Below are 25,797 nucleotides of genomic sequence, written 5' to 3' on the forward strand. Positions count from 1 at the left end.
GGCCACCTTGGTCACGAACGGCTCACGAAAGGCTCACGAAATTGTGAGTTTTTAACCCGCCGTTTAGAGGCGTCTACTAGGTTTGACGCCAACAACTGTCATGTGAGTCAAAGGCGTATGGGATGGCGTGGTTTCAAAATCCAAGTGAAGATCAAGCAAAACTCATTGCGATCGATAAAGCCCAAGCAATCATTGAGTTCACGCTAGAAGGAACCATTCTAACCGCAAATGCCAATTTTCTGGCCGCTATGGGCTATCGGCTTGAGGAAATTAAAGGCCAACATCACTCCATGTTTGTAGAGCCGCACGAAAAGGCGAGCCAAGCTTATCAAGATTTCTGGCGCGACTTACGCTCTGGGACAACCCAGACCGCTGAATATAAGCGTTTGGGTAAAGGGGGTAAGCCTGTCTGGATCCGTGCGACCTATTGTCCGATTATGGACAAAGGTGGCAGGCCGATAAAAGTCGTGAAGTTTGCCTCAGATGTGACTGATGAAAAAATGCGTTCTGCCAATTTCGAAGGCCAGATTGAGGCCATTCATCGCTCACAGGCCGTCATCGAATTCACCCTTGCTGGCATCATTTTGACGGCCAATGACAATTTTCTCAAAGCGCTGGGCTATGAATTGAAAGATATCGTCGGCAAGCATCATGCGATCTTCATGCCCAAGGACGATGCTGCCTCGACGGCCTATCGCGATTTCTGGGCCGCTTTAGGCCGGGGTGAATTCCGCGCTGACCAATTTCGCCGCGTGAACAAACAAGGCGAAGATGTGTGGATTCAAGCCAGCTATAATGCCGTACGCGATATCAAGGGCGTCCCCTATAAGGTGGTGAAGTTTGCAACCGACATCACTGAGCAAATCACGCAGCAAAAACGACGCGCACAAGCCCAAGTTCAAATCGATCAAGATCTGGAGAAAATCAGCGCGACCGTGGTCTCAGCCGCCCACGTGGCCCAGGAAGCCGCAAGGACTTCTGATCAAACCTCAGTCAATGTGCAGGCCATGGCGGATGGTGCCATTCAGCTCACCCAATCTGTGCATGAAATTAGTACTCAAGTTCATGTGGCGCGCGATGTCTCCAGCCGGGCGGTCGAACAAGCCGAGCGCACCAGCGGTGTGGTTGCGGGGCTTTCAGCTGCTGCCCAACGCATCGGCGATGTGGTTCAATTAATCAATCAGATCGCCTCACAAACCAATTTGCTGGCCCTGAATGCGACGATTGAAGCCGCGCGCGCCGGCGAAGCGGGCCGTGGGTTTGCGGTTGTTGCCTCGGAAGTAAAGACCCTGGCCGAACAAACCTCGAAAGCGACCGAGGAAATCGCCACACAAGTTGGCTCAGTGCAAGGCTCCACCCGCGAGGCGGTCGCAGCCATCGCTGGGATCAGCCAAGTGATTGGGTCCATTAGCGAAGTCTCCACGGCGATTGCGGCTGCCATTGAAGAGCAAAGCGCCCTCACGGAGTCGATGTCGGCCAATATGGGCGTAGCCTCCGGCAGCGTTCAGGCGATCTCGGCGCGCATGTCCGAAATCGCCAATTCCGCCGAGCATATCCGCACCGCAACCGAGCAAGTTCGCCACACGTCGCGCCAGATTGCCTGACCAAGTCCTACATGCGGCTTGAGTAATAGACCGCGAGCTTATTGCCGTCCAAGTCACGGAAATAAGCAAAATCGCCAAAGGCCCCACGCGGGCCGGGCTTGCCTTCGCAAGAGCCACCCAAGGCCAAGGCCTTGGCATGTACGGCTGCGACTTGATCGGCGGACTCAACCTGAATCGCGATCATGGTGCCATTGCCAAAGGTTGCAGCTTCGCCATCATGGGGTTTGGTCACCATCAGCATCGCCCCTTCGGACAGGCGATAGATCAAGCCCTGAGAAGTCGGCATCAAAGGCTTACCGCCAATGTCTGCCAAAAGTGCCGTATAGAAGGCAGTTGCCTTATCAAAATCATTGGTGCCAACGCACAAATAGCCGATTTTCGCCATGGTGTTTTCTCCCTGTTAGGGGCAAAGCTTGTGCGGCGCTTGGCTAGAAGCGTCAAGCGGCCGGCCGAAACAAATCGGGCTGTGGACGTGGTGCGTCCACAGCCCCTTGGTACAAGGCTGATTGCGGCCTTATTTCAGAATAAGCTCTTGCAACTCCATCGAGCCTTTTTGCTCGCGCATTTTGCGACGCGCGGCAGAAGCGGCCTCAGATGACCGGTCTGTTTGGGCCATATATTCATTGAGCTTCTTGCCGATCGCATCTTTCTGCGCGTTGGTGGCGTAGTCCTTATACTCGATTAGCAAGACTAAGGTTGGTTCGCCTTCGCGGGGATTATTGATCGCCAAAACGCGGTAGCTCAGGACCACGCCTTCCTTCTTCAAAAACTCGTTCGATTTTTTCCAGCGATCCGACAAATAGTCCATATAGTTTTCAAATTCACCGGGCAGGACTTTAATATAGCTGAGTTCAAACACAGAGCCGGGCTTATAGCTCGACTCTTGTGCCATAGCTGGTGCGGCCGCGCCCATCGTCAAAGCCATTGCAAGAGCTGCCCCCGCAGCCAAACGCGTGATTATTTTCATCTCGTTTTCTCCAATCAACCTGTGCATCAGGGCTCATCATGAGCAGGTCTATCTAAGACCGCCGTCCAAAGCGCTCACAAGGGGAGATCAAAAATGTTCTTACCAATCGGAAATCTTTTGCAGCAAGCCGCGTCCAGGCGGCCTTTGGGCAAGCTAATTGGCCCCAACCAATACAACGCCCACTAAAATGGCTGCATAATGCAAGCCAGCTGCGGCCACGACATGGCCATGCCAAATCGCCCGCCGGAATTTAAGGCCTTTGGCTGCGTAGAATAGAGTTCCAACAGAATAAACCACACCGCCTGCCGCCAAGAGCCACATCGCCACAGGCGGCACTTCTTCAACCATGGGCTTAATCGCAATCACGACCATCCAGCCTAAAGCCAGATACAGAACAACCCAAATCGCCTTACCGAGGCCAGGCAGAAACATCTTACCCGCAATTCCCAAGGCCGCCAAAGCCCACACCGCGGTGGTCATGCCGATGGACCAAGCGCCGGTTAGAGCTTGGGTGGTGAAAGGGGTATAGCTTGCGGCAATCATCAAAAAGATGCCCGCATGGTCGAGGCGGCGCAAGAACGGCTGCCAGCTGGGTTTGGCAAAATTATAAGCCAGCGAGAAAGCCAGCATCGCAATCAGTCCCAAGGCATAGATAGAAACCGCTGCCACTTTGCCCAGCATGCCATGGCTAACGGCAAGGCCTAGTGCCAAGCCGCCACCAAATAAGGCCAAGGTTAGTCCCGCGATATGGACGATTAAGTCCGCCCGGCGGGCCCAGTCACTGGGATAATGATCAAGATCGCTTGCCATAAATCTGTCTATACATGAGATTATGGCATTCGTAAGGGCGTTTACGGGCTTTGCTTGTCAACTTGTTTGACGGATGGTTTCAACGGTGAAGCTCAAGGCTTGCAGCTTGTCCATCACGGGGCCTTGGAATTTTTCTGGCACCGGCACTTGGCCGACAATCCAATAATAAACGTCCCAATCGGCTTGATCGAGTAGCGCCTCAAACAGCGCCAAATCGGCTGCGCTGGCTTCGGCCAAATGCTGATCGGCAAAAGTTCCCATCAAGAAATCATGCTCGCGAAAGCCGCGTCGCCACGCGCGATAGCGCAATTGCTTGATCCACATGTCGCGGTCGTTCATGACATTTCTCCTGTCTGCACGCATATATAGCGCGGCAGCCACAAACCAGCACACTTGACCGCAGTGCATTTGTGCCGTTCGGTAGGGTTTCTGCAGGTCTCAAGGACAAGCGCTACGCTAAAGCGCCAGGGATCAGACAGAAGGGAGAGGTTATGAGTGAAGCGCGCGGCCGAAAAACCATTTTTATAACCGGGGCAGGGTCTGGTATCGGCCGGGCAACGGCGCATCATTTTTCCCAGCGCGGCTGGTATTGCGGGCTCTATGACGTCCATGCCGCTGGCATTGCCGAAACCGCGGCCCATATGCCGGTTGATTCTTATTGCACCGGCGTGTTTGACGTGCGCGACCGGCACGGCTGGAGCAATGCGGTCAGCCAGTTTGGCGACGCCACCGGCGGGCGGATGCATGTCTTGTTCAATAATGCCGGGATCGGCAAACACGGCTGGTATGAAGATGTCGCCCAAGATGACGCAGACCTCGTGGTCGATGTGAATTTAAAGGGCGTTATGAATGGCATTTATGCCGCTCTACCTTTGTTGGAGACCACACCTGGGGCGCGCGTGATTAATACAGCCTCCACCGCAGGCCTCGTCGGCTCCCCGCGCCTTGCGGTCTATTCGGCCACTAAATTTGCGGTGCGCGGCCTAAGCGAGGCTTTGGATGTTGAGTTCTCGCGCAAGAATATCCGCGTGATCGCGCTCTGCCCGTGGTTTGTTGACACACCCATCCTCGACATGGTCGAGACACCAGGATCGAATTCGAAAGAACGCCCTGCCATGAAGGGCATTGAGATTTATCCCGTGGAAATGGCAGCTGCGCGGACATGGGATGCCGTTCATGGCGATGATGTGATTGTGAAAGTGGGCAAAGCCGCCGACCGCGCGCATTTCTTTAGCCGCTTCCTGCCGAAATATCTCGCCAAACAATTGCGCAAATCCGTGCTGAATGGCTAGTAAAAACCAAAATGCCCTCGCCGGAAACAGCGAGGGCATTGGTTAGGTCTGAAGTTATCGGCAACTTCGGTTGGGTTTACCGCACAATCTGGCGGTAGAAGACATGGCCCCCAATACTGGTGACGCGGCGATAGACGCGCGTCCAGCTGGGGTCAACAAATGTCGCGTGAAAATGGGTCGCACCGGGTGCGACACCGGGCCTCCACCCATCGACGACACGTTCAGCAATCTCATTGGCGCGTTGCCATTGCAGACCGCTTGGGGCGCGCCTTGCGCTGCACGCCCATGAAAACTGGCACGTCCGTCCGGTACGTTGATATACAACGCCACAGAAACTCTTCGGATATGCCTTTGAAGCCACCCGCGTTGCAACCACTTCAGCTACTGCTTCTTGGCCGCGACGGGGCTCACCCTTCGCTTCATAGTACACTGCCTCAGCCAGACACCGTATCTGACGCGCACGGTCGAGCTCGGCCGTGTTGCGCTTCGATTGCGGTATACCCTGGGATTGGGTCGTGGTTATGTCGGCATCAACCTGGGCACCTTCCACCACAGGTTCTGCATGAGCGATCGTGCTGAGGCATACGATCAAACACACAGTCCCTAGGACGGTCGCAGCATCACGCGCGAGGGTCCTAGAGAGGCCGGTCTGTCCCGACTTCATGGGGGGCTTGTAGCCCGCCCCACCCTATTTCGCAAACGCAGCAACGCAGTCGCACCCTGTAACTTTCGCGAAATTGGGGAAAATTAGATAAATTAAGTTAAGGGTTTTAGATGGTTACGCCAGCGTTGCAATTCCGCATAGGGGGGATGTCTGACCGATTTTTGGGCGGATCTGACCCATATTTGTGGTTAATCCTGCGGCCAAACGGGAAGGTTTTCTCGGTCAAAAAATGCCGACACCCCCCTCTGTTAGCACGACATGATTCGCCCTATTTAGGGGCCTCACTGGTGGGTTTAGGGGTGGCGGCCGGTGGGGTTTGTGTTCGGGCGATCCCATTTGCTGCCGCCACCGCACTGATACCTGCAAGGCTACGCAAGCGCTTGGCCTCAGCTGCATCAGCGCTGGCCAGATAAGCGTCGCGGGCGGCAAGGCTCGGCCAAGCGGCCACCACGACACGGTCAAACACGGTATCGCCTTCCATCGGCGTGAACTGGCCGATACCAGCCGAATTGACCAATTGGCCGCCAGAGCGCTTGACCCCGTCGATCAGGCTGGCTGCAGCGCGCTCGGATGCCTGTAGCTCGTGAGGTCCTTTGCCAGTGGGTCCTGTCATGACCACTAAAAAGCCAGCCCCCGCCCCTTCAAAAGGCGTGGACCCAGCCCCTTCAATTGCCACCACGCTGAACACACCCGCATTATCGCGCTTGCGGATGGCAGCCCGATAAGCCTCGCCCCACCAGAAGGCGTCGGCCCCGGCGCGGGTCGGAAATTTGGCGACAATGAGTGAGCGGTCAGTCCAAGGCCCTTCAAGCCAGGTCACGCCGCGCCCGGGGGCACCTATGGCCAGATAATAGCCATCGAGGCTCGCATAAATCGGCGGCAGAGACGCAGCATAAGCCCCAATCTTGGCGCGGTCTGTAGTCTTGCCGACAACAACCAGATAGCCGGGATTGGCAGCCGCAGTTGTTTGCGCAGCGGCAAGGCGGGGCGCAAAGCTGGTCATGATGGCCAGGCCGAATGCCAAAAAACGCACCACGCGTGTAAACACCCCTGCCCGTTGCTTCATCTAAGCCAACCTCCCCTGCATGCCTTCATGGCCGTCGCACATAAGGGCGAATGGTATATTCTTTTGTAGGTTTGGAAAGCTCTGAACGCGGTTCGCCACCAAAGTTTTGTGGAAGACAACATCTACCGCAACATCCCATAGGGTTCCCGCTGGCAGCTCACGCTTCAGAGGGGATGAATTGGGGAGGCAAGGCCGCTTGCCGTGCCGCACTTAAGCTAATCGCGCAAAACGTAGCGGCGATTGACCGGCTGGATGGGTCTGGCATTCATCGGGAACAGAGCTTGGAAAGCTTCCACATCCTTTTGCGAGACCAAGATCGGCGTCGACAAAACAGTCCACAAAACCGTTTCAGAACAAGGAGGTGTGGTAAGAGAGCCTTGATAGCGATAAACCCCATCAATCGGCGCGATCATGCCGCGCTGCTCAATCACGCCTAAGCTGGCAGAGCCCTCTTCTTTCGGGGCCTTTTCCATGATGTTTGAGAATAAGGGATTTTCCCCGCCTGGCATCATCAAGACGCCAATGACCGCCAGTCGGCCTTCGGCATTTTTGTGCACAAAATGGACTTCCATAGGATAATTGCGTCCATCGATTGTGTGCTCAGATGGGGTATGGAAATGGAATTGAATAAGTTCAAAGCGCTCACCATCAATGGTGGCATAGCCGCCATCCTTGCCTTCCACTTGGATGGTGTGACCGTTGTTGACGACGCTCCAGGCACTGGGATTCCAATGTAGTGCAATATTGGAAACTTCCGCATCAACCCCGCCTGTTAAGTCAATTGGCGATTGTTCTTGGCCCGAGGCGCAAGCCTTATTGGCCTCGGCCATCTTGCCCCAATTTTCCGGCCCATTAGCGCCCTCATAATCCCAATGCGCGCCGTCTTTTCCGGGAAGTAAATGCGACAGTATCGACTTTTCTTCTTTGTCTGGGACGGCGTGTGCATCTGCGGTTTCATGGGCAGCGGGGGCGCTGTGGGCATCAGCGGCACCGTGCATTGCCTCAGCCGCAGCATGGGGTGCCTCACCGCCCATCAAGGCTTTGGCGGTGCCAATGCCGATCACGCCCACCAAGGCTACAATTCCAATACCTGCCAACACACGCTTCATGGCCGCATCCTTCGCTTCATGGGTGCCAAGCTTAACCATGAGGCGTTAAGCCTTTCTCACTTTTCTGTGAGGCGGTTGTGATCGGAAAGGGAAAGGTAATAGCGGGTGGGATCTGGGCGGCAAATGCGAAACATAAAAAAGGCCCCGAATTTCTCCGGGGCCTTTTGAGATGCGAGAAGAAGGAGCAGCTTATTCCGTGCCGAGGTCGACAACGTCCATACCGGCTACTTCGGCAGGCAAGGGCTCCATCGCGCTTTCTTGCTCGATCGCCGCATCGGCATCCTGATAGGCGGCAATCGCCTTCAAGCGGCGCAGCGCACCACCCGTACCGGCTGGGATCAAGCGGCCCACGATGACGTTTTCCTTGAGGCCTTCTAAAGTGTCGTGCTTGCCATTAACCGCCGCATCGGTAAGGACGCGGGTGGTTTCTTGGAAGGACGCGGCCGAAATAAACGAGCGTGTCTGCAGCGAGGCTTTGGTGATGCCCAGAAGCACAGGCTCTGCGGTAGCTTCGCGCAGACCCAATTCCTTCATGCGGGCGTTTTCATCGATCAGATCGACTTCATCAATGGCATCGCCCTTGATCATGTCGGTATCGCCTGGATCGGTGACTTCCACCTTCTGCAACATCTGGCGGACGATGGTTTCAATGTGCTTGTCATTGATACCCACGCCTTGGAGACGATAGACCTTCTGGATTTCCTCAACCAGATATTCGGCCAAAGCTTCCACGCCCAGAACCGCCAAGATATCTTGTGGGGCTGGGTTGCCATCAAGCAGATATTCGCCGCGCTTAATCCGGTCACCATCTTGAACCGACAAGTGCTTACCCTTGGCGATCAGATAGGTTGCGGGCTCAAGGGCCTCATCATCGGGAATGATGAGTACTTTGCGCTTGTTCTTATAGTCCTTACCGAATTCTACGCGGCCATCGATTTCCGCGATGATCGCATGATCCTTCGGACGACGGGCTTCGAACAATTCCGCCACGCGCGGCAGACCCCCGGTGATGTCGCGGGTTTTGGCCCCACCGGTCGCAACGCGCGACAGAGTGGCACCTGGCCCGATCAACTCACCGTCGGTAACCGACAAGATCGCATCAATTGGCAAGGTGTAGACTGCGTCTGCGCCATTGGCCAATTTCACGAAGCTGCCATCTTCATTCAGCAAAGCGACGGCTGGGCGAAGGTCGTTATTGGCCTTCGAACCGCGCCAATCGATCACGCGCTTGGACGAAATGCCGGTGGCGTCGTCCAACTCGTCGCGGGCTGAAACGCCGTCCACGAGGTCTTGCAGACGCACACGCCCGCCAACTTCGGTGACGATTGGGGTTGCAAATGGGTCCCAGTCGGCCAGACGCTGGCCGCGAACGACCTTGGTCTTGTCTTCGGCACGAATGCGCGCACCAAATGGCAATTTGAAGGACTGGCGTTCTTTGCCTTCGCCATCAAACACGGCGATCACCATGTTCCGGCTCAAGCAGACCAAATCGCCATCATCGCGCTTCACCGTTGCCCGGTTGATGAAGCGAACTTCCCCATCAAGACCGGCTTCCATGAAGCTGGTATCGGCCACCTGCGCGGCCCCACCAATGTGGAAGGTCCGCATGGTGAGCTGTGTCCCGGGTTCACCAATCGACTGGGCCGCGATAACGCCCACCGCTTCGCCATGATTGACGCGAGTACCGCGGGCGAGGTCACGGCCATAGCAGGTCGCACACACACCGTTGCGGGTTTCACACGTCAGCGGCGAACGGACCTTAATGGTCTGTACGCCTGCCTTTTCGATGGCGATGGCAATATCTTCATCCACATAGGTGTCTTGCGGATAGAGGACTTCGCCGGTTTGCGGGTCCACGGCGTCTTGCGCCAAGGTCCGGCCCAGAATGCGCTGTTCCAGCGACACGATGACTTCAGCCCCTTCGGTAACGGCCCGCAACTCGATACCCATCGAGGTGCCGCAATCTTCTTCGGTGATGATGCAATCCTGCGCCACGTCGACCAAACGGCGGGTGAGATAACCCGAGTTTGCGGTCTTCAATGCCGTATCGGCCAAGCCTTTACGCGCACCGTGAGTGGAGTTGAAGTATTCCTGAACCGTCAGACCTTCTTTGAAGTTCGAGATGATGGGCGTTTCGATGATCTCGCCCGATGGCTTGGCCATCAGACCGCGCATCCCGGCCAATTGCTTCATTTGGTTCTTCGAACCACGGGCACCGGAGTGCGCCATCATGTAAACGGAGTTCATCTCCAAGGTCTTGCCGTCGCGACCTGGGCGCAGCTTCGAGACTTCTTCCATCATCGCATCTGCCACGCGGTCGGTACATTTCGACCAAGCATCCACGACTTTGTTATATTTCTCACCCTTGGTGATCAGACCGTCAGAATATTGTTGCTCATATTCTTCCACGCTGGTCCGGGTTGCTTCGACCATAGCTTCCTTTTCAGGGGGCACCACCATATCGGCCATGCCGAAGGAGATACCGGCCTTACAAGCTTCCTTGAAGCCCAATTGCATCATGCGGTCTGCAAAGATCACCGTCGCCTTCTGGCCGCAGAAGCGGTAGACTTGGTCGATGATGTTGGAGACTTCCTTCTTGGTCATTAATTGATTGACGATCGTTGGCGGCACCTTGGGGTGGCGTGGCAACAAATCGGCAATCATGAAGCGGCCCGGAGTCGTGTTGATCGTCTTGGTTACAGGCTTGCCGTCCTCATCCACGCCGACATAGCGGGCTTTAATCTTCGAGTGTAGTGTCACCACGCCAGCATCCAAAGCCGCTTCGATTTCGCCCAAGTCACGGAAAGCCTTGCCTTCGCCGACTTCGCCATCGCGCTCAATCGACAAGAAGTATAGACCCAAAACGATGTCTTGGCTTGGCACGATGATGGGCTTGCCGCTCGCAGGGCTCAAGATGTTGTTGGTCGACATCATCAAGACGCGCGCTTCAAGCTGGGCTTCAATCGACAAGGGCACGTGAACAGCCATTTGGTCGCCGTCGAAGTCGGCGTTGAACGCGGTACAGACCAGCGGGTGCAGCTGGATGGCCTTGCCCTCGATCAGCTTTGGTTCAAAGGCTTGGATGCCCAAGCGGTGCAAGGTCGGCGCGCGGTTCAGCATCACAGGATGCTCGCGGATGACTTCATCGAGAATGTCCCAAACTTCAGGACGCTCTTTCTCCACGAGCTTCTTCGATTGCTTCACCGTGCTGGACAGGCCTTTGGCGTCCAAACGCTGATAGATGAAGGGCTTGAACAATTCCAAAGCCATCTTCTTGGGCAGACCGCACTCATGCAGTTTCAATTCTGGACCCACGGTGATCACCGAACGGCCAGAATAGTCGACGCGCTTACCAAGCAAGTTCTGACGGAAGCGACCTTGCTTGCCCTTCAACATGTCGGCCAAGGACTTCAGCGGACGCTTGTTGGCACCGGTGATGACGCGACCGCGACGGCCGTTATCGAACAAAGCGTCGACGGATTCTTGCAACATGCGCTTTTCGTTGCGCACGATGATGTCTGGCGCACGCAGCTCGATCAGGCGCTTCAAACGGTTGTTGCGGTTGATCACACGGCGATAGAGGTCGTTCAAGTCAGAGGTTGCAAACCGGCCACCATCGAGAGGCACCAAGGGGCGCAACTCGGGTGGGATGACGGGGATGTTCGTCATGATCATCCATTCTGGACGGTTGCCAGAATTCATGAAGGCTTCGATCAGCTTCAAACGCTTGGCGAGCTTCTTTGGCTTTAGCTCTGTCGTGCATTCAGAAATGTCGATGCGGATCTGCTTAGCAGTCTCTTCCAGATCGATGGCTTCCAACATGGTGCGAACGGCTTCTGCACCAATGCCCACCGTGAAGCTGTCTTCGCCATAGGTGTCTTGAGCCTCATAAAGCTCGTTCTCATCGATCAGCTGACGCTCAGTAAAGGGCGTGATGCCTGGCTCGATCACGATGTGACGTTCAAAATAGAGAACTTTTTCAACATCCTTCAGCGCCATATCTAACATCAAAGCAATGCGTGATGGCAAGGACTTCAGGAACCAGATGTGGGCAACAGGGGCTGCCAATTCGATATGGCCCATGCGCTCGCGGCGGACGCGCTGCAGGGTAACTTCCACGCCGCACTTTTCGCAGGTGACGCCCTTATATTTGATGCGCTTATACTTGCCGCACAAGCACTCATAATCTTTGATCGGTCCAAAGATGCGGGCGCAGAACAAGCCGTCGCGCTCGGGCTTAAAGGTCCGATAATTGATGGTTTCTGGCTTTTTCACTTCGCCATAGGACCACGCCTTGATTTGGTCGGGGCTGGCCAAAGCAATGCGGATATTGTCGAATTGTGGGGCAATGGCTTGGGGGCCAAAGATGTTCATCACGTCTTGATTCATAGAACCCAGTCTCCCGTTCTCGTGAAGAGAACCAAGCGGAGCGTGCAAACCACGCCCCGCAAACTCAATCAAATGTGGATTATTTCTTCGGTGGGAGTTGTCCGCCGGCACCATCGCCAACAGCAGCGCCCATCCCTTCAACCAACTCCACGTTCAGACCCAAGGAACGCATTTCCTTGATCAAAACATTGAACGATTCAGGGATACCGACTTCGAACGTATCATCACCGCGCACGATGCTCTCATACACTTTGGTCCGGCCAGCGACGTCGTCAGACTTTACCGTCAACATCTCTTGCAGGGTGTAAGCGGCGCCATAGGCTTCCAGCGCCCAGACTTCCATTTCCCCAAAGCGCTGACCGCCAAACTGCGCCTTACCGCCCAGCGGCTGCTGGGTGACGAGCGAGTATGGACCGATCGAACGGGCGTGGATCTTATCATCCACCAAGTGGTGCAGCTTGAGCATGTAGATATAGCCCACGGTGACTTTGCGCTTGAACGCCTCACCGGTACGGCCATCATACAACGTGCTCTGCCCGGTCTCATCATTGCCCGTGCGGCGCAACAATTCCCGGATGTCACTTTCGCGTGCACCGTCGAACACATGGGTCGCGATAGGAACGCCGAACGACAGGTTCCGACCCAAGATCTTCAGGTCTTCCTCGCTGGTTGGCAATTCCTCATTCGGCCCATAAATGCTGGTCAAGGTTTCGACAAAGCGCGCCTTGTCCCCTGCCCGCTCATAGGCTTCCAAGGCATCCTTGACTTGCCTGCCAAGGCCCGCACAGGCCCAACCCAAGTGGGTTTCAAGGATCTGACCCACGTTCATCCGCGATGGCACACCCAAGGGGTTCAGCACGATATCAACATGGGTGCCATCTTCGAGGAATGGCATGTCTTCGATGGGGGTGATGCGTGAGATAACCCCTTTGTTGCCGTGACGACCGGCCATTTTATCGCCGGGCTGCAGCTTGCGCTTCACGGCCACGAAGACTTTGACGACCTTCATCACGCCCGGAGGCAATTCATCACCACGACGCAGCTTTTCAACCTTGTCTTCAAAGCGGGCATCCAAGCTGCGCTTTGCATCTTGGAACAGCTTTTGAATGGCTTCGATTTCCCCCATCGCCGCTTCATCAGCAATCGCGATCTGCCACCATTGACCCTTAGAGAAATCTGCCAAGGTTTCTTCGGTGATTTCGCCTTTGCTAAAGCCCTTAGGACCAGACAGGCCTTCCTTGCCGACCAGCAATTCCTTCAAGCGGCCATAGATGTTGCGCTCAAGGATCGCCAACTCATCGTCACGGTCCTTGGCTAAACGCTCAATTTCCTCGCGCTCGATTTGCATCGCGCGTTGGTCCTTGTCGACACCGTGGCGGTTGAACACACGGACTTCCACAACCGTGCCTTGAACACCAGGTGGCACTTTCAAAGAGGTGTCGCGAACGTCAGACGCTTTTTCACCGAAGATCGCCCGCAAGAGCTTTTCTTCCGGTGTCATAGGGGTTTCGCCCTTTGGCGTGACCTTGCCGACCAGAATGTCGCCTGGGTTCACTTCCGCACCAATGGCCACAATACCTGCTTCATCCAAGTTCCGCAGGCTTTCTTCGCCGACGTTTGGAATGTCGCGGGTAATTTCTTCGGGGCCGAGCTTGGTATCGCGTGCCGAAATCTCAAACTCTTCCAAATGGATCGAGGTGAAGACGTCGTCGCGCACGATGCGCTCTGAAATCAGGATAGAGTCTTCGAAGTTGTAACCATTCCAGGGCATGAACGCGACGAGCACGTTACGGCCTAGAGCCAATTCACCCAGATCCGTCGATGGACCGTCGGCAATGATGTCGCCATCACGAACCAGATCGCCAACCCGAACCAGAGGACGCTGGTTAATGCAGGTGTTTTGGTTCGAGCGTTGGAACTTAATCAAGCGATAAATGTCAACGCCTGGCTTGGTTGGATCGGTTTCTTCAGTGGCCCGCACAACGATACGTGTACCGTCGATTTGCTCGACGATCCCGGGACGGCGGGCGACGATGGTGGCACCAGAGTCGCGCGCCACAACGCCTTCCATGCCGGTGCCGACCAGCGGTGCTTCGGCTTTCACCAAAGGCACGGCCTGACGTTGCATGTTCGAGCCCATTAGAGCGCGGTTTGCGTCGTCGTTTTCCAAGAATGGGATCAAGGCCGCAGCCACCGAAACCACCTGCTTTGGCGACACGTCGATGAATTCGATCAGATCACGATGCAGAATGGTGGCATCGCCGTTTTGACGGGCTTCGACCAACTCTTCGGTGATATAGCCAGTTTCATCCACGGGCGAGTTTGCCTGTGCAATCGCATATTTGGCTTCTTCAACCGCCGAGAGATAGATCACCTCTTCTTGCATCTTGCCGTTGATCACGCGCCGATACGGGCTTTCGATAAAGCCGTATTTATTGACGCGCGCAAAGGTCGCGAGCGAGTTGATCAGTCCGATATTCGGACCTTCAGGCGTCTCGATTGGGCAGATACGGCCATAATGGGTTGGGTGCACGTCGCGGACTTCAAAGCCCGCACGCTCGCGCGTCAAACCACCGGGACCTAAGGCCGACAAGCGGCGCTTGTGGGTGATTTCCGACAGCGGATTGGTTTGGTCCATGAATTGCGACAATTGCGATGAGCCAAAGAATTCACGCACGGCAGCGGCTGCTGGTTTAGCGTTGATCAAATCATGCGGCATGACGGTGTCGATATCGATCGAACCCATGCGTTCCTTGATCGCGCGCTCCATTCGCAGCAGGCCAACACGATATTGATTTTCCATCAATTCGCCGACCGAGCGGACGCGGCGGTTGCCAAGGTTATCGATGTCATCGATTTCACCGCGGCCATCACGCAGACCGACCAAGACCTTCAGAACTTCAATGATGTCTTCCTTGCGCAGAACGCGCATTTCGTCATCCACATCGAGGTCGAGGCGCATATTCATTTTCACGCGGCCCACAGCCGAGAGATCATAGCGCTCCTTGTCAAAGAACAAGGATTGGAACATGGCTTGCGCGGTTTCTTGCGTCGGTGGCTCACCGGGACGCATCACGCGATAGATGTCGGTCAAAGCGCTTTCGCGGCCGTCATTCTTGTCCAGAACGATCGTATTGCGCATCCAAGGGCCAACGGTGACATTGTCGATGTCCAAGACATCAATTTCAGTCACGCCAGCTTGGCGCATTTCCACGATTTGAACATGGCTCAACTCTTGGCCGGCCTCGGCATAGATCTCACCATTTTCAGCGCTTGCGATATCGAAAGCGGCAAACCGGCCAATCAATTGATCGTCGGGCACCAACAAGTTGGTGACACCTTCTTCGGCCAGTTTATTCGCGTTACGGGCCGACAATTTCTTGCCGCCTTCAGCCACAACCTTGCCGGTCGCCGCATCGATCAAGTCATAAGCTGGCTTTTGGCCGCGCCAACGTTCTGGCACGAACGGAATGTGCCAACCGCCTTCAGCAGCCGTGTAAGTGATGGTCTTGTAGAAGGTCGACAGGATTTGTTCTGCGTCCATGCCCAGCGCATAGAGGATGGTAGTCGCAGGCAGCTTGCGCTTGCGGTCGATCCGCACATAGACCACGTCCTTGGCATCAAACTCAAAATCAAGCCAAGAACCACGGTATGGGATCACGCGGGCAGCAAACAACAATTTGCCCGATGAGTGGGTTTTGCCCTTGTCATGATCAAAGAACACGCCTGGCGAACGGTGCATCTGGGACACGATCACCCGCTCGGTCCCGTTGACGACAAATGTACCTTTGTCGGTCATCAAAGGAATGTCGCCCATATAGACGTCTTGTTCCTTGATATCCTTTACCGACTTGGCACCGGTATCTTCATCGGATTCGAAGGTGATCAAACGCAATTTGACCTTTAGAGGAGCCGAATAGGTCAAGTCGCGCTGGATACATTCATCCACGTCAAACTTGGGAGGCTCAAACTCAAAAGAAACATATTCCAGAACGGCGCGCTCTTGGAAATCCTTGATCGGGAACACCGACTTAAAGACCGCTTCAATGCCCTCATCGCGGCGCAATTCTTGCGGCACATCTTTTTGAAGGAATTGGTCATAGGAACTTTTTTGAACCTCAATGAGGTTCGGCATAGTCACTGCCTCGGCAATTTTGCCGAAAGATTTACGAATACGTTTCTTACCCGTGAACGATTGAGCCATCGCTCTTCCCTTCTTGTGGGGCCGCGCGATCATCCAGCGGGGGCTGGGCGCGCAGGCTGCCGAATGATTGCCTGCTCGGGAAAAAGCCCCCTTCAAACGCAATAAACGGTCCCGCAGGCGTGTGGGACCGTAGCGTGGAAATATGAAGGTGCCTCGTGCGTATGTCTTACGTCGCCCTGCAAGTAAAGGGGGATCAGGCAGTCATCACAGCAGATTTATGCCGCAAGGAAACTTGGCCGTTTTTTTGTCCGCACCATCAAGCTTAAGAGAGCGTAAAATACAGTAAAGGCGAGGACCATTTCCGACAATTCTTCAAAGATTTCATGTTGCAACAAGATGCCGGCGCTGACCATCAAGCCATAGACAGCCGGCCAAGAGAAACAATCGCGCAAAAACCGCACAATGGTTAGATGCGCCAAAGACTTCCCATAATGATGGGCAATAGGTGGCAGGAGGATGAGGCACCAACCCAACCCCTGATACAGCGCGTCATAGAGACGCGGGGAAACCAAATTATGCAGGTTCGCCTCATGCTGGAGATTGACCTTGATCAGACCTTCGGGGGTAGCAAAGCCCAGCCAATGCTGGCCCCAACTGATTTCTTCACCGATCATGGCAACAAAGCCAAGATGCCCATCATCAGAATAACCCGCCACATAGGCGCGGCCTTCGCGCCATAAAGGCTGCTGGCGCGCCGGAAAAGGAAAAGGGCGCATGCAATCGCCAACGCATAAAACAGTACGGTGGCGGTCTCCACGATCCCGCCGTCAAACTGCTCTGAGCCAAAAATCCAAGACTCGGTTTGATGATGCAGCGTTGCCCAGACATCGGTCGGCACAAACACGCCCCAGGTCATGATTAGACCAACAAAGCCCAGCGCTGTTACCAGATCGAGTGGATGGGCTATTCGCCCTCTACGACCCAGCCACCGAAACAAGCTCAAGATCATAGATACCAAAACTGACAGCAAGAAGAGTGCGGTCATCATGGGGTTTGAAGCATGGATGGCAAACACGAGACGGCACGCTTTCTAATCCTGTGCGGCCTTCGGCTAGTCTTGGGCCATCGATCACATTGCGCAACGAGAATACACCCGCTTTCCTTTCCACTTTGTTCACGACCCCGTGAAGTCTAGAGGGCGGCGCACCGCACTTTAGGCACAAAAAACGGGCACCTCCATCACAGAGGTGCCCGCCTTTGATTTCAGCTTTCGCCGAAAGCTTACTTCAATTCGACCTTTGCACCAGCTGCTTCGAGCTGAGCTTTGATCTTGTTGGCTTCGTCCTTGGACACGCCTTCTTTGACTGGCTTTGGAGCTGCTTCGACCAGGTCCTTGGCTTCTTTCAGGCCCAGACCGGTGATGCCGCGAACTTCCTTGATCACTTCGATCTTCTTGTCGCCGAACGACGCGAGAACGACGGTGAATTCGGTTTGCTCTTCAGCAGCTTCTGCAGGAGCAGCAGCGCCACCGCCAACTGCAGCAACAGCCACAGGAGCAGCAGCAGTAACGCCCCACTTTTCTTCCAGAAGCTTTGCGAGGTCAGCAGCTTCCAAAACGGTCAATGCGGACAGGTCTTCGACCAACTTTTCGAGTTTAGACATTTTCGTGTTTCCTGACTTGGATAAGTTTGTAAGTGGTATCGCGGACGACGGACGTCACGCAGCATTCTTGTCGGCATGTGCCTGCAGAACGCGGGCCAATTGGGCGGCAGGTGCTTGAACCACAGCAGCGATTTTCTGGGCAGGTGCCTGGATAACGCCAATGAGTTTCGAACGCAGCTCGTCCAAGGATGGCAAGGTAGCCAGCGACTTGACGCCATTGGCGTCCAGCACTGTTGCGCCCATGAAGCCCCCAGTCAGAACGAGCTTATCGTTCGACTTGGCGAAGTCTGCCATCAATTTCGGCGCGACCGTTGGGTCTTCCGAAAATGCAACAGCTGTCGGGCCTTTCAGGAGCACATGGGCGCCATGGCCCGGATGTCCTTCAAGTGCCAGCCTCGCGAGGCGGTTTTTAACCACCTTCACGCCCGCACCAACGGCCGAAGCCTTGATGCGGAGGTCCGTCAATTCCGCGACGGTCATTCCGGTGTAGTGTGCAAACACAACAACGGTATTCTCGTTAAAGACGCTTTTCAGTGTCTCGACGACTTCGGCCTTTTCGGTCCGATCCATCGCGGTCTCCTCAGGTTTGATCGATGGGACCATCCCACCGATCGGTGACTGCCACCTCCCAAAGAAAGGGCGGCGACAGGCCTGCCCGGGGACGAAGGACCTCTGATCCGTTTGTTGCCAAACCTATCATCAGTTACACTCGCTCCCGTCTAACGTGGACCAGAAAGTCGCCTCTCTGATTAAGCCATCACTGGCATCCATGATCTCGGACAGGTTGCTCTAGCTTGATAACAACACAAACCAGAGCATTCGCGCGGGGTTACCCCCGTTTGAATGGATAGGACGGGCAGATCCTAAGGCCTGCCCGTCAATTCTTTAGGCTGGGACGTTGATCGCAGAAGCGGTGTCAACCTTGACGCCAGGACCCATGGTCGAGGACATCGAAACGCGGCGGACATAAGTGCCCTTGGCGCCGGTTGGCTTTGCTTTCACGAGGGCGTCGACCAAAGCGCGGGCGTTTTCAACCAAAGCTGCTTCGGTGAAGCTTGCCTTGCCGATGCCAGCATGAACGATACCGGCTTTTTCCACGCGGAACTCGACAGCGCCGCCTTTGGAATCTTCAACAGCCTTTTTGACATCCATGGTCACCGTGCCGACCTTTGGGTTTGGCATCAGGCCGCGTGGGCCCAAGACCTTACCCAAACGACCCACGAGGGCCATCATGTCTGGGGTTGCGATCACGCGGTCAAAGTCCATGCGGCCGCCTTGCACTTCTTCAAGCAAGTCTTCCGCACCGACGATTTCAGCGCCAGCTGCACGGGCTTCATCGGCTTTAGGACCGCGAGCAAACACAGCCACGCGAACCGAACGGCCAGAACCGTTTGGCAAATTACAGACACCACGGACCATTTGGTCAGCATATTTTGGTTCAACGCCCAAATTGACAGCGATATCCACGCCTTCGTCAAACTTGGCCTTGGCGTTAGCCTTCACGATGGCGATAGCTTCTTCCAAAGTGTAGAGCTTTTCAGCAACAACGCTTGTGCGGGCGGCTGCGAGCCGTTTTCCAACTTTAGCCATGATTATGCCACCACTTCCAAGCCCATGGAACGTGCAGAGCCAGCGATGATTTTCGTCGCGGCGTCGAGGTCCATAGCGTTCAAGTCCTTCATCTTCTTTTCTGCGATCTCACGGCACTGGGCCATGGTCACCGAACCGGCGCGGTCACGACCAGGCTTCAACGAGCCCTTTGAGAGACCGGCAGCCTTTTTGAGATAGTGCGACGCAGGTGGCGTCTTGATCTCAAAGGTGAAGCTCTTGTCTTGGTAATAGGTGATCACGGTTGGGCAAGGGGTACCCTTTTCCATTTCCTGCGTCTTGGCGTTAAAGCCCTTGCAGAATTCCATGATGTTCAAGCCGCGTTGACCCAACGCAGGCCCGATTGGTGGAGCAGGCTTTGCTTCGCCTGCCATCACCTCGAGCTTAATTTGCCCGAGAACTTTCTTCGCCATAGTCCCACTCCTAAAAGCCACCCTATTCAGGTGTGCTTGGGTTTTTCGATCAGACCAGCCTAGCTGGAAGATCGAGGGTTACGTGGTCCGGCCGCGCTGGCTTAATTTGCGCAAACCTCCCACATCTCATGAACCGGTGGATTAGCTGAGCTTTTCCACCTGCCCATATTCAAGTTCAACCGGCGTCGACCGGCCGAAGATTGAAACTGCAACTTTGAGGCGCTGACGCGTCTCATCAACTTCTTCAACATGGCCTTCGAAGGAAGCAAATGGGCCATCCATAACCCGCACCTTCTCGCCCAAATCGAACGAAACAATTTGCTTTGGACGCTCTACACCGTCTTCGACCACGCCCAGAATGCGCTGAACTTCACGTTCAGACACCGGCGTTGGACGCTTACCAGCATCCGCCCCCAAAAATCCGGTCACCTTTGGGGTGTCCTTTACCAAGTGATAGGTGGCGTCATCCAACTCCATCTTCACCAAAACATAGCCGGGGAAGAAGCGGCGCTCGCTCACGCGTTTGCGGCCACGGACAGTCTCTGTCACTTCTTCCGATGGCACCAGAACTTGCTCAACCTTGTCGGCCAAGCCCTTCTGGGCGGCGGTCTCTTTAATCTGCTCTGCAACTTTCTTCTCGAAGTTCGAGTAAGCGTGCACAATATACCATTTGGCGCTCAACCTATTGTCCCCCGCCAATGCCGAGTATGAAACCAACTGCGCGGCGCAACAGCAAGTCAACTAAGAAAAAGAAGATCGCGGCAACCACGACCATCAAAAACACGAAAACAGTCGAAACCAAGGTCTCATTGCGCGACGCCCAGGAAACCTTGCGGATTTCCGAACGCACGTCCTTAAAGTACTGGACGAGGCCAGACTTTTTGACCGCAGGCTTTGGAGCCGGAGTGGGCGTGGTTGGTGCTTGTGCCATGATGTTTTAGGTGGTGCGGGCAACCCGAAAGCGCCAGCCCCAATCGTTCCTGTTTTGCATTCCGTTGAGCAACCCCTTCAGCGAGGCCACCCTGTTCCTGTTACCGTCCCGCGCCTGGCAGGGGCTGAGGGACTCGAACCCACGACCCTCGGTTTTGGAGACCGATGCTCTACCAGCTGAGCTAAACCCCTAAAGCGCGCCGCGCCCGAAGGCATTAGACCTTGGGCGCGGACCGCCGCATATGCCCGAACACCCCTTCAGACGCAAGGGGGGCAGGTGAAACAAGTCGCATTGTTTGATGCTATCTGCGCAGTGAGAAGACGCCGTTTGACGGAGGCCTATCCCCTCAACGCAAAACTGTCGCCAAATTGTTGCAGCAACGCAACACACGACAATTAGAGTCGCTCATGCGGCGAATTTCACCATCTCCAAGGTAGATTGATCCGTATTCGCACGTTAGCCAACTCGTCCATCAGCAATTCGGCGCTTCAGATTCCTCCGCGACCACTCCGGTCTTACTGGGGCGAAACAACGGATTGTCGATTACACAATCAGGATGGACTTCACATGAGATTTACACGTCACCTCGCCTTGGCTTCGGTCAGTGCTGTTGCCTTTAGCACGCTGGCATTCGCACCCGGATTTGCCGCTGCGCAAACTGCAGGGGCAACGGAAGAACCAACCGGCATCGAAACCGTTATCGTGACGGCCCGCAAGCGCGAAGAGAGCAGCCAAGACGTGCCTGCGTCGCTGACGACAGTACGCGGTGATGCGCTCACAACGCTCACTTCGGGCGGCGCCGACATGAACGCGTTCTCTGGCCGCGTCCCATCGCTGGTTGTCGAAAGCTCCTTCGGCCGCACCTTCCCCCGCTTCTACCTGCGTGGACTTGGCAATTCGGACTTCGACCTGAACGCCTCACAGCCCGTGTCATTAATCTATGACGAAGTCGTATTTGAAAACCCAGTTCTCAAAGGCTTTCCTGTCTTTGACGTGGAACGCATTGAAGTTTTGCGTGGGCCACAAGGCACATTGTTTGGCCGAAATACGCCTGCCGGCATTGTCAAATTCGACAGCGTTAAGCCAAATGGCAAATCAAGCGGTTATTTGAAGGGCGGCTTCCGCTCGTTTGGCGGCCGGGATGCCGAAGGTGCTTTGGGTGGGGCGATCAGCGACACGGTTTCATTCCGCGTGTCTGCGCTGTTGACCGGCCAAGATGACTGGATCACCAACACAGGGCCCTTGGCTGAAAAGAATCTCGGTGGCTTTGATGATCGTGCGATCCGCGCCCAATTGCGCATCCAGCCCAGTGACCAACTCGACATCTTGCTGAATGCCCATGCACGCAAGCTCGACGGCACCTCACAAATCTTCCGCGCCAACGTCATTACCAGAGGCCAGCGCGGCCTCAACAGCAATTTTGTTGCCGATCGCGTCAGCTATGACCAAGGTGAAGGCAACAACCAAGAGCTGGAATCAAAAGGCCTAACTGCTCGCATCGCCCATGACTTTGGTAAAGTAACTCTCACCTCAGTGACCGGCTATGAGACCTTAAGCTTCTATGGCCGCGGTGACATCGACGGCGGCGTGGCAGGTGTTGGCCCAGGTTTCATCCCCTTCAGCTCGGATACGGCTGACGGCGTGGACGACCACAAGCAAGTCACACAAGAATTGCGTCTATCCAGCAATGGCGATGGCGCACTTAGCTGGCAGGTTGGGGCCTATGTGTTCCAGGAAGAACTCTCGATCTTCTCCCTTGGCTTCTTCTCCCCAACCGGTGTGTTCACCGATGCCCGCCAAACCCAGGATACCGATTCCTGGGCTTTGTTCGGCTCCTTGACCTATAAGCCAAGCGACCGTTTGGCCTTGACGGCTGGTCTACGCTATTCGGACGATAGCAAGGATTTGGTGGCGCGAGGCGGCATCGCCAACATCGCTCCGGTTCGCAGAAGCGTTTCAGATGAGGCCGTTTCTTGGGACTTGTCGGCAACCTATGAAGCCACCGAGTCGGTCAATGTGTATGCCCGCGCTGCCCGCGGCTATCGCGCCCCTTCCATCCAAGGCCGCATCTTGTTCGGGACAGCTGTCACGACGGCAAAGTCTGAATTTGTGACCTCGTTTGAAGCTGGCGTGAAAGCCTTCGCATTGGACCGGAAGCTCCGCGCAGACTTCAACGTCTTCGCCATGAATATTGAAGACCAGCAATTCACCGCTATCGGCGGCGCTGGTAACTTTAACCAATTGTTGAACGCCAAAGAAGGCAAGGCTTCAGGTTTCGAGGCCGAACTCCAATGGTTGCCAACCCAGAATCTATCCTTTGCCGGTTCGCTTTCTTACAACAAAACCGAGATCAATGACCCAACTCTGACTGTGGGCGCATGTGGTGCACCTTGCACCATTCAAAACCCAGTGGTCGGCGGCAATGCCAGGATCGATGGCAACCCCTTCCCTAACGCTCCAGAATGGATTGCCAATGTGTCGGCAAAATATTCCAAGCCATTCGGCAATGGTCACGAATTCTTCGCGCTGACCGATTGGGCCTACAAAGGGGAAACCTATTTCACCCTGTATAAGTCGATCGAATTCTCCGAAGACGGCTATTGGGAAGGCGGGCTACGCACGGGTGTCACCTTGTTTGACAACAAGTATGAGATCGCTGCCTATGGCCGCAACATTACCAATGAAGAGCGTTTGGTTGGAGGTATCGACTTCAACAATCTGACCGGCTTCACCAATGCGCCACGCATTTGGGGCATTGAAGCAAAAGTCAATTTCTAGGCTCTTTGCCGCCTAAACCTCATAAAAATGGGCGGGCCTGACAGACATCTGTTGGGCCCGTTTTTTCTACAGCACCACACTGGCGACTTATAGGCCTTACTCGGTTATAGTCTTGGTCTGCATGGGGGGCGGGCGTGATCGCTTTGTTTGGCGATATTCATTCAAACATCCAAGCGCTTGAAGCGTGTTTGGAGGATGCCGAAGCGCACGGCGTGACCCGCTATGTGTTTTTAGGCGATTTTGTTGGCTATGGGGGCGACCCAGGCAAAGTTCTGGCCTTGATCGAATCCATGGTCGCCGCCGGCGCGGCAGCTGTCAAAGGCAATCACGACGATATGGCCAGCGACTTTGATCGCGAGATGAATGAGACTGCAGCGAGTGCGGCCAATTGGACGCGCGCGCAGCTTTCTCGTGACCAACAAGCCTTCCTTGAAAGCTTGCCGATGGTAATTGAGGACGAGGACCGCCTCTATGTCCATGCCGACGCATCCGCGCCAGAAAAATGGCGCTATGTCACCGATTGTGCCAGCGCACAGCTTTCATTGGAAGGCACACAAAGCCGCATCGTAGTGTGCGGTCACGTCCATCAGCCCGCAATTTACGGCTTGGCGGGTGATGGCTCGATCTCACGCTTTGTACCCGCAGATGAAGCCAAAGTGCCACTTTTGAGCTCACGGCGTTGGCACGTGGTTTTGCCTAGCGTTGGCCAGCCACGCGATGGCAATCCCCTCGCCGGCTATGGGCTGTATGATCCAACGAGCCGACAACTCGAATTCCGACGCTTACCTTATGATATTGACGGCGCTGCCGCTTCCATTCGGGCAGCAGGCTTACCCGGGCGATTAGCTGACCGCCTCCATTTAGGGCGATAGTCTATGGTGGCGTCACACATGATCGAAACCGGCATGGTGATTGACGATTTCACAATTGGCGAGATTGTGCATCGCGGCGGGATGGCCGTTTTGTGGCGCTGCACCCACCCTGAAATCCCCTTCCCGCTTTTGATGAAGGTCCCGCGGCTTGCCGATGGCGAGGATCCTGCAGCGATCGTCAGCTTTGAGATGGAGCAAATGATCCTGCCCCGCTTGTCTGGGCAACATGTACCCAAGACTTTTGGCGTCGGCGACTTCTCCAAGCAGCCCTATATTGTGATGGAAGAGATTGCGGGGGAAACGCTCCTGCCGAAGCTAAAGGAATTGCCCCTTCCTGGCAGCGAAGTGGCCAGCATCGGCATCGCGTTGGCCACGGCACTCGACTCGCTCCACCGACAGAATGTCATCCACCTAGACCTCAAACCCTCCAACATTCTGTTTCGGGCAAGTGGGGAAGCGGTGTTGATCGATTACGGTCTTTCACACCACACCGATTTGCCCGACCTGATGGCCGAGCAATTCCGGCTGCCTTATGGCACAGCTCCGTACATGGCTCCGGAGCAAGTTCTAGGCGTACGCAATTATCGACGCTCAGATGTCTTTGCTTTGGGTGTTCTTCTGTACTTTTTCTCAACCGCCGTCCGGCCTTTTGGCGATCCGATCAGCCTGAAGGGACTTAAGGAGCGTTTGTGGCGCGACCCCATTCCGCCGCGTCGATGGCGAGAAGATATTCCGCCTTGGCTACAAGAAGTCATCCTGCGCTGCCTTGAGCCTAATCCAGAGCAGCGCTATCCAACCGCTGCGCAAGTGGCGTTTGACCTCAAGAACCCTGACCAAATGATGCTGACCCCACGCGGTCAGCGTTTGCGGCAAGATTCTTGGCTAACGGCCTTCCGTCGCAAGCATAATCGCGAGACATATGCCCCAGCCCGCAAGCTGGCGAGTCAAAGTAAGTTCGCTGCAGCACCGATCATTTTGGTAGCCCTCGACCCCACCACCATCAATGGCCCATTAGGGCGGGCCCTGCGGGATAAATTGCAAAGCACTTTGGCAGCTACGCCAGATGCGCGTGCGGTCGTCATGACCGTGCTCAACAATAGTGTTGCGGGGTTGGATCAAAATCCGGTCGTCTCCTCGCCCAATCGGCATGTCGCCCGGATCGTTGCATTAAAGCAATGGGCTAAGCCTTTGGGTTTGAGTGAACAAGCGATTTCATACCATGTGCCCGAGGCCCTCAATACCGCAGAGGCGATTTTGGACTATGCCCGTGCCAATCATGTTGATCACATCATTATGGGTGCGCGGGCTGAAAGCACGGTTCGTAATCTTTTGGGCGCGGTTTCAGCCCAGGTTTCCGCCCATGCCCCCTGCACGGTGACGGTGGTTCGGCGCCGCGAATGGCCGATTTCAGATGACGGTGACAAGACTTAGGAATTTAAGATGAAAAATCTAGGTCATGTTGACAAACTCTTCAACCAGAGCCGTGCG

At 55.3% G+C, this 25,797-nt stretch carries 22 protein-coding genes and 1 tRNA gene; 5 read left to right on the forward strand and 18 right to left on the reverse strand.

Annotated features, from left to right (window positions below; translation table 11 throughout):
* Window positions 1-122: 122 nt before the first annotated feature.
* The gene (locus tag B7364_RS09955; RefSeq protein ID WP_085339864.1) at window positions 123-1,604 is read left to right on the forward strand and encodes a methyl-accepting chemotaxis protein; all 1,482 of its coding nucleotides are present in this window, start codon (window positions 123-125) and stop codon (window positions 1,602-1,604) included.
* Between the two features lie 7 nt (window positions 1,605-1,611).
* Here the strand turns inward: B7364_RS09955 and B7364_RS09960 are convergent, their stop codons facing one another.
* From B7364_RS09960 to B7364_RS09975, 4 genes are all read right to left on the reverse strand, one after another.
* The gene (locus B7364_RS09960) at window positions 1,612-1,989 is read right to left on the reverse strand and encodes a VOC family protein (RefSeq protein ID WP_085339866.1); all 378 of its coding nucleotides are present in this window, start codon (window positions 1,987-1,989) and stop codon (window positions 1,612-1,614) included.
* A gap of 129 nt (window positions 1,990-2,118) precedes the next feature.
* The gene (locus tag B7364_RS09965; RefSeq protein ID WP_085339868.1) at window positions 2,119-2,571 is read right to left on the reverse strand and encodes a hypothetical protein; all 453 of its coding nucleotides are present in this window, start codon (window positions 2,569-2,571) and stop codon (window positions 2,119-2,121) included.
* Window positions 2,572-2,724: 153 nt separating this feature from the next.
* Window positions 2,725-3,381, reverse strand: a complete 657-nt coding sequence (gene trhA / locus B7364_RS09970; protein ID WP_085339870.1) for a PAQR family membrane homeostasis protein TrhA — start codon at window positions 3,379-3,381, stop codon at window positions 2,725-2,727.
* Between the two features lie 57 nt (window positions 3,382-3,438).
* Entirely contained in the window at window positions 3,439-3,720 is a 282-nt protein-coding gene (locus B7364_RS09975; protein WP_085339872.1) for a succinate dehydrogenase assembly factor 2, read from the reverse strand.
* A 152-nt stretch (window positions 3,721-3,872) separates the two neighbouring features.
* Here B7364_RS09975 and B7364_RS09980 point away from each other — a divergent pair, with 152 nt between their 5' ends.
* Entirely contained in the window at window positions 3,873-4,673 is an 801-nt protein-coding gene (locus B7364_RS09980) for an SDR family oxidoreductase (RefSeq protein WP_085339874.1), read from the forward strand.
* Window positions 4,674-4,749: 76 nt separating this feature from the next.
* On the opposite strand, the gene B7364_RS09985 is transcribed toward B7364_RS09980, so the two are convergent.
* From B7364_RS09985 to B7364_RS10050, 14 genes are all read right to left on the reverse strand, one after another.
* Window positions 4,750-5,337, reverse strand: a complete 588-nt coding sequence (locus B7364_RS09985; RefSeq protein WP_085339877.1) for a cell wall hydrolase — start codon at window positions 5,335-5,337, stop codon at window positions 4,750-4,752.
* Between the two features lie 268 nt (window positions 5,338-5,605).
* Complete coding sequence (locus B7364_RS09990) at window positions 5,606-6,403, reverse strand: DUF1330 domain-containing protein (protein ID WP_085339879.1); 798 nt, start codon at window positions 6,401-6,403, stop codon at window positions 5,606-5,608.
* 215 nt (window positions 6,404-6,618) lie between these two features.
* A complete protein-coding gene (locus B7364_RS09995) occupies window positions 6,619-7,551 on the reverse strand; it encodes a carbonic anhydrase (RefSeq protein ID WP_085339881.1) in 933 nt (310 codons plus the stop codon).
* 150 nt (window positions 7,552-7,701) lie between these two features.
* Window positions 7,702-11,901 (reverse strand): DNA-directed RNA polymerase subunit beta', encoded by a 4,200-nt coding sequence (rpoC, locus tag B7364_RS10000; RefSeq protein WP_085339882.1) that lies wholly within the window; start codon window positions 11,899-11,901, stop codon window positions 7,702-7,704.
* A 79-nt stretch (window positions 11,902-11,980) separates the two neighbouring features.
* A complete protein-coding gene (gene rpoB / locus B7364_RS10005) occupies window positions 11,981-16,105 on the reverse strand; it encodes a DNA-directed RNA polymerase subunit beta (protein WP_085339883.1) in 4,125 nt (1,374 codons plus the stop codon).
* 215 nt (window positions 16,106-16,320) lie between these two features.
* Window positions 16,321-16,821: a hypothetical protein gene (locus tag B7364_RS10010; protein WP_198534180.1), complete on the reverse strand. Its 501-nt coding sequence runs from the start codon at window positions 16,819-16,821 to the stop codon at window positions 16,321-16,323.
* Window positions 16,716-17,093 (reverse strand): hypothetical protein, encoded by a 378-nt coding sequence (locus tag B7364_RS10015; protein ID WP_085339885.1) that lies wholly within the window; start codon window positions 17,091-17,093, stop codon window positions 16,716-16,718. Before B7364_RS10015 ends, B7364_RS10010 begins: the two co-directional genes overlap by 106 nt.
* Before the next feature lie 233 nt (window positions 17,094-17,326).
* Window positions 17,327-17,707 (reverse strand): 50S ribosomal protein L7/L12, encoded by a 381-nt coding sequence (gene rplL, locus B7364_RS10020; RefSeq protein ID WP_085339886.1) that lies wholly within the window; start codon window positions 17,705-17,707, stop codon window positions 17,327-17,329.
* 54 nt (window positions 17,708-17,761) lie between these two features.
* Window positions 17,762-18,277, reverse strand: coding sequence for a 50S ribosomal protein L10 (rplJ, locus tag B7364_RS10025; RefSeq protein ID WP_085339900.1), 516 nt, complete (start codon window positions 18,275-18,277; stop codon window positions 17,762-17,764).
* A 315-nt stretch (window positions 18,278-18,592) separates the two neighbouring features.
* Window positions 18,593-19,297 (reverse strand): 50S ribosomal protein L1, encoded by a 705-nt coding sequence (gene rplA / locus B7364_RS10030; protein WP_085339887.1) that lies wholly within the window; start codon window positions 19,295-19,297, stop codon window positions 18,593-18,595.
* A gap of 2 nt (window positions 19,298-19,299) precedes the next feature.
* The gene (gene rplK, locus B7364_RS10035; RefSeq protein ID WP_085339888.1) at window positions 19,300-19,728 is read right to left on the reverse strand and encodes a 50S ribosomal protein L11; all 429 of its coding nucleotides are present in this window, start codon (window positions 19,726-19,728) and stop codon (window positions 19,300-19,302) included.
* A 141-nt stretch (window positions 19,729-19,869) separates the two neighbouring features.
* On the reverse strand, window positions 19,870-20,409 hold the full coding sequence (gene nusG / locus B7364_RS10040; protein WP_085339889.1) for a transcription termination/antitermination protein NusG: 540 nt from the start codon (window positions 20,407-20,409) through the stop codon (window positions 19,870-19,872).
* 1 nt (window position 20,410) lies between these two features.
* The gene (gene secE / locus B7364_RS10045) at window positions 20,411-20,659 is read right to left on the reverse strand and encodes a preprotein translocase subunit SecE (RefSeq protein ID WP_085339890.1); all 249 of its coding nucleotides are present in this window, start codon (window positions 20,657-20,659) and stop codon (window positions 20,411-20,413) included.
* 115 nt (window positions 20,660-20,774) lie between these two features.
* Window positions 20,775-20,850 (reverse strand) — tRNA-Trp (locus tag B7364_RS10050).
* Window positions 20,851-21,226: 376 nt separating this feature from the next.
* On the opposite strand from B7364_RS10050, the gene B7364_RS10055 reads away from it, so the two are divergent.
* The 3 genes from B7364_RS10055 (at window position 21,227) to B7364_RS10065 (ending at window position 25,740) form a co-directional block, all read left to right on the forward strand.
* Window positions 21,227-23,437 carry a TonB-dependent receptor gene (locus B7364_RS10055; RefSeq protein WP_085339891.1) on the forward strand — a complete coding sequence of 737 codons (2,211 nt, stop codon included), beginning with the start codon at window positions 21,227-21,229 and terminating at the stop codon, window positions 23,435-23,437.
* 134 nt (window positions 23,438-23,571) lie between these two features.
* Window positions 23,572-24,309, forward strand: coding sequence for a metallophosphoesterase family protein (locus tag B7364_RS10060; protein WP_085339892.1), 738 nt, complete (start codon window positions 23,572-23,574; stop codon window positions 24,307-24,309).
* Window positions 24,310-24,312: 3 nt separating this feature from the next.
* Entirely contained in the window at window positions 24,313-25,740 is a 1,428-nt protein-coding gene (locus B7364_RS10065) for a serine/threonine protein kinase (protein WP_085339893.1), read from the forward strand.
* Window positions 25,741-25,797 lie beyond the last annotated feature (57 nt).

The organism is Aquidulcibacter paucihalophilus, from assembly GCF_002105465.1.
GTDB classification, from domain to species: Bacteria; Pseudomonadota; Alphaproteobacteria; order Caulobacterales; family Aquidulcibacteraceae; genus Aquidulcibacter; species Aquidulcibacter paucihalophilus.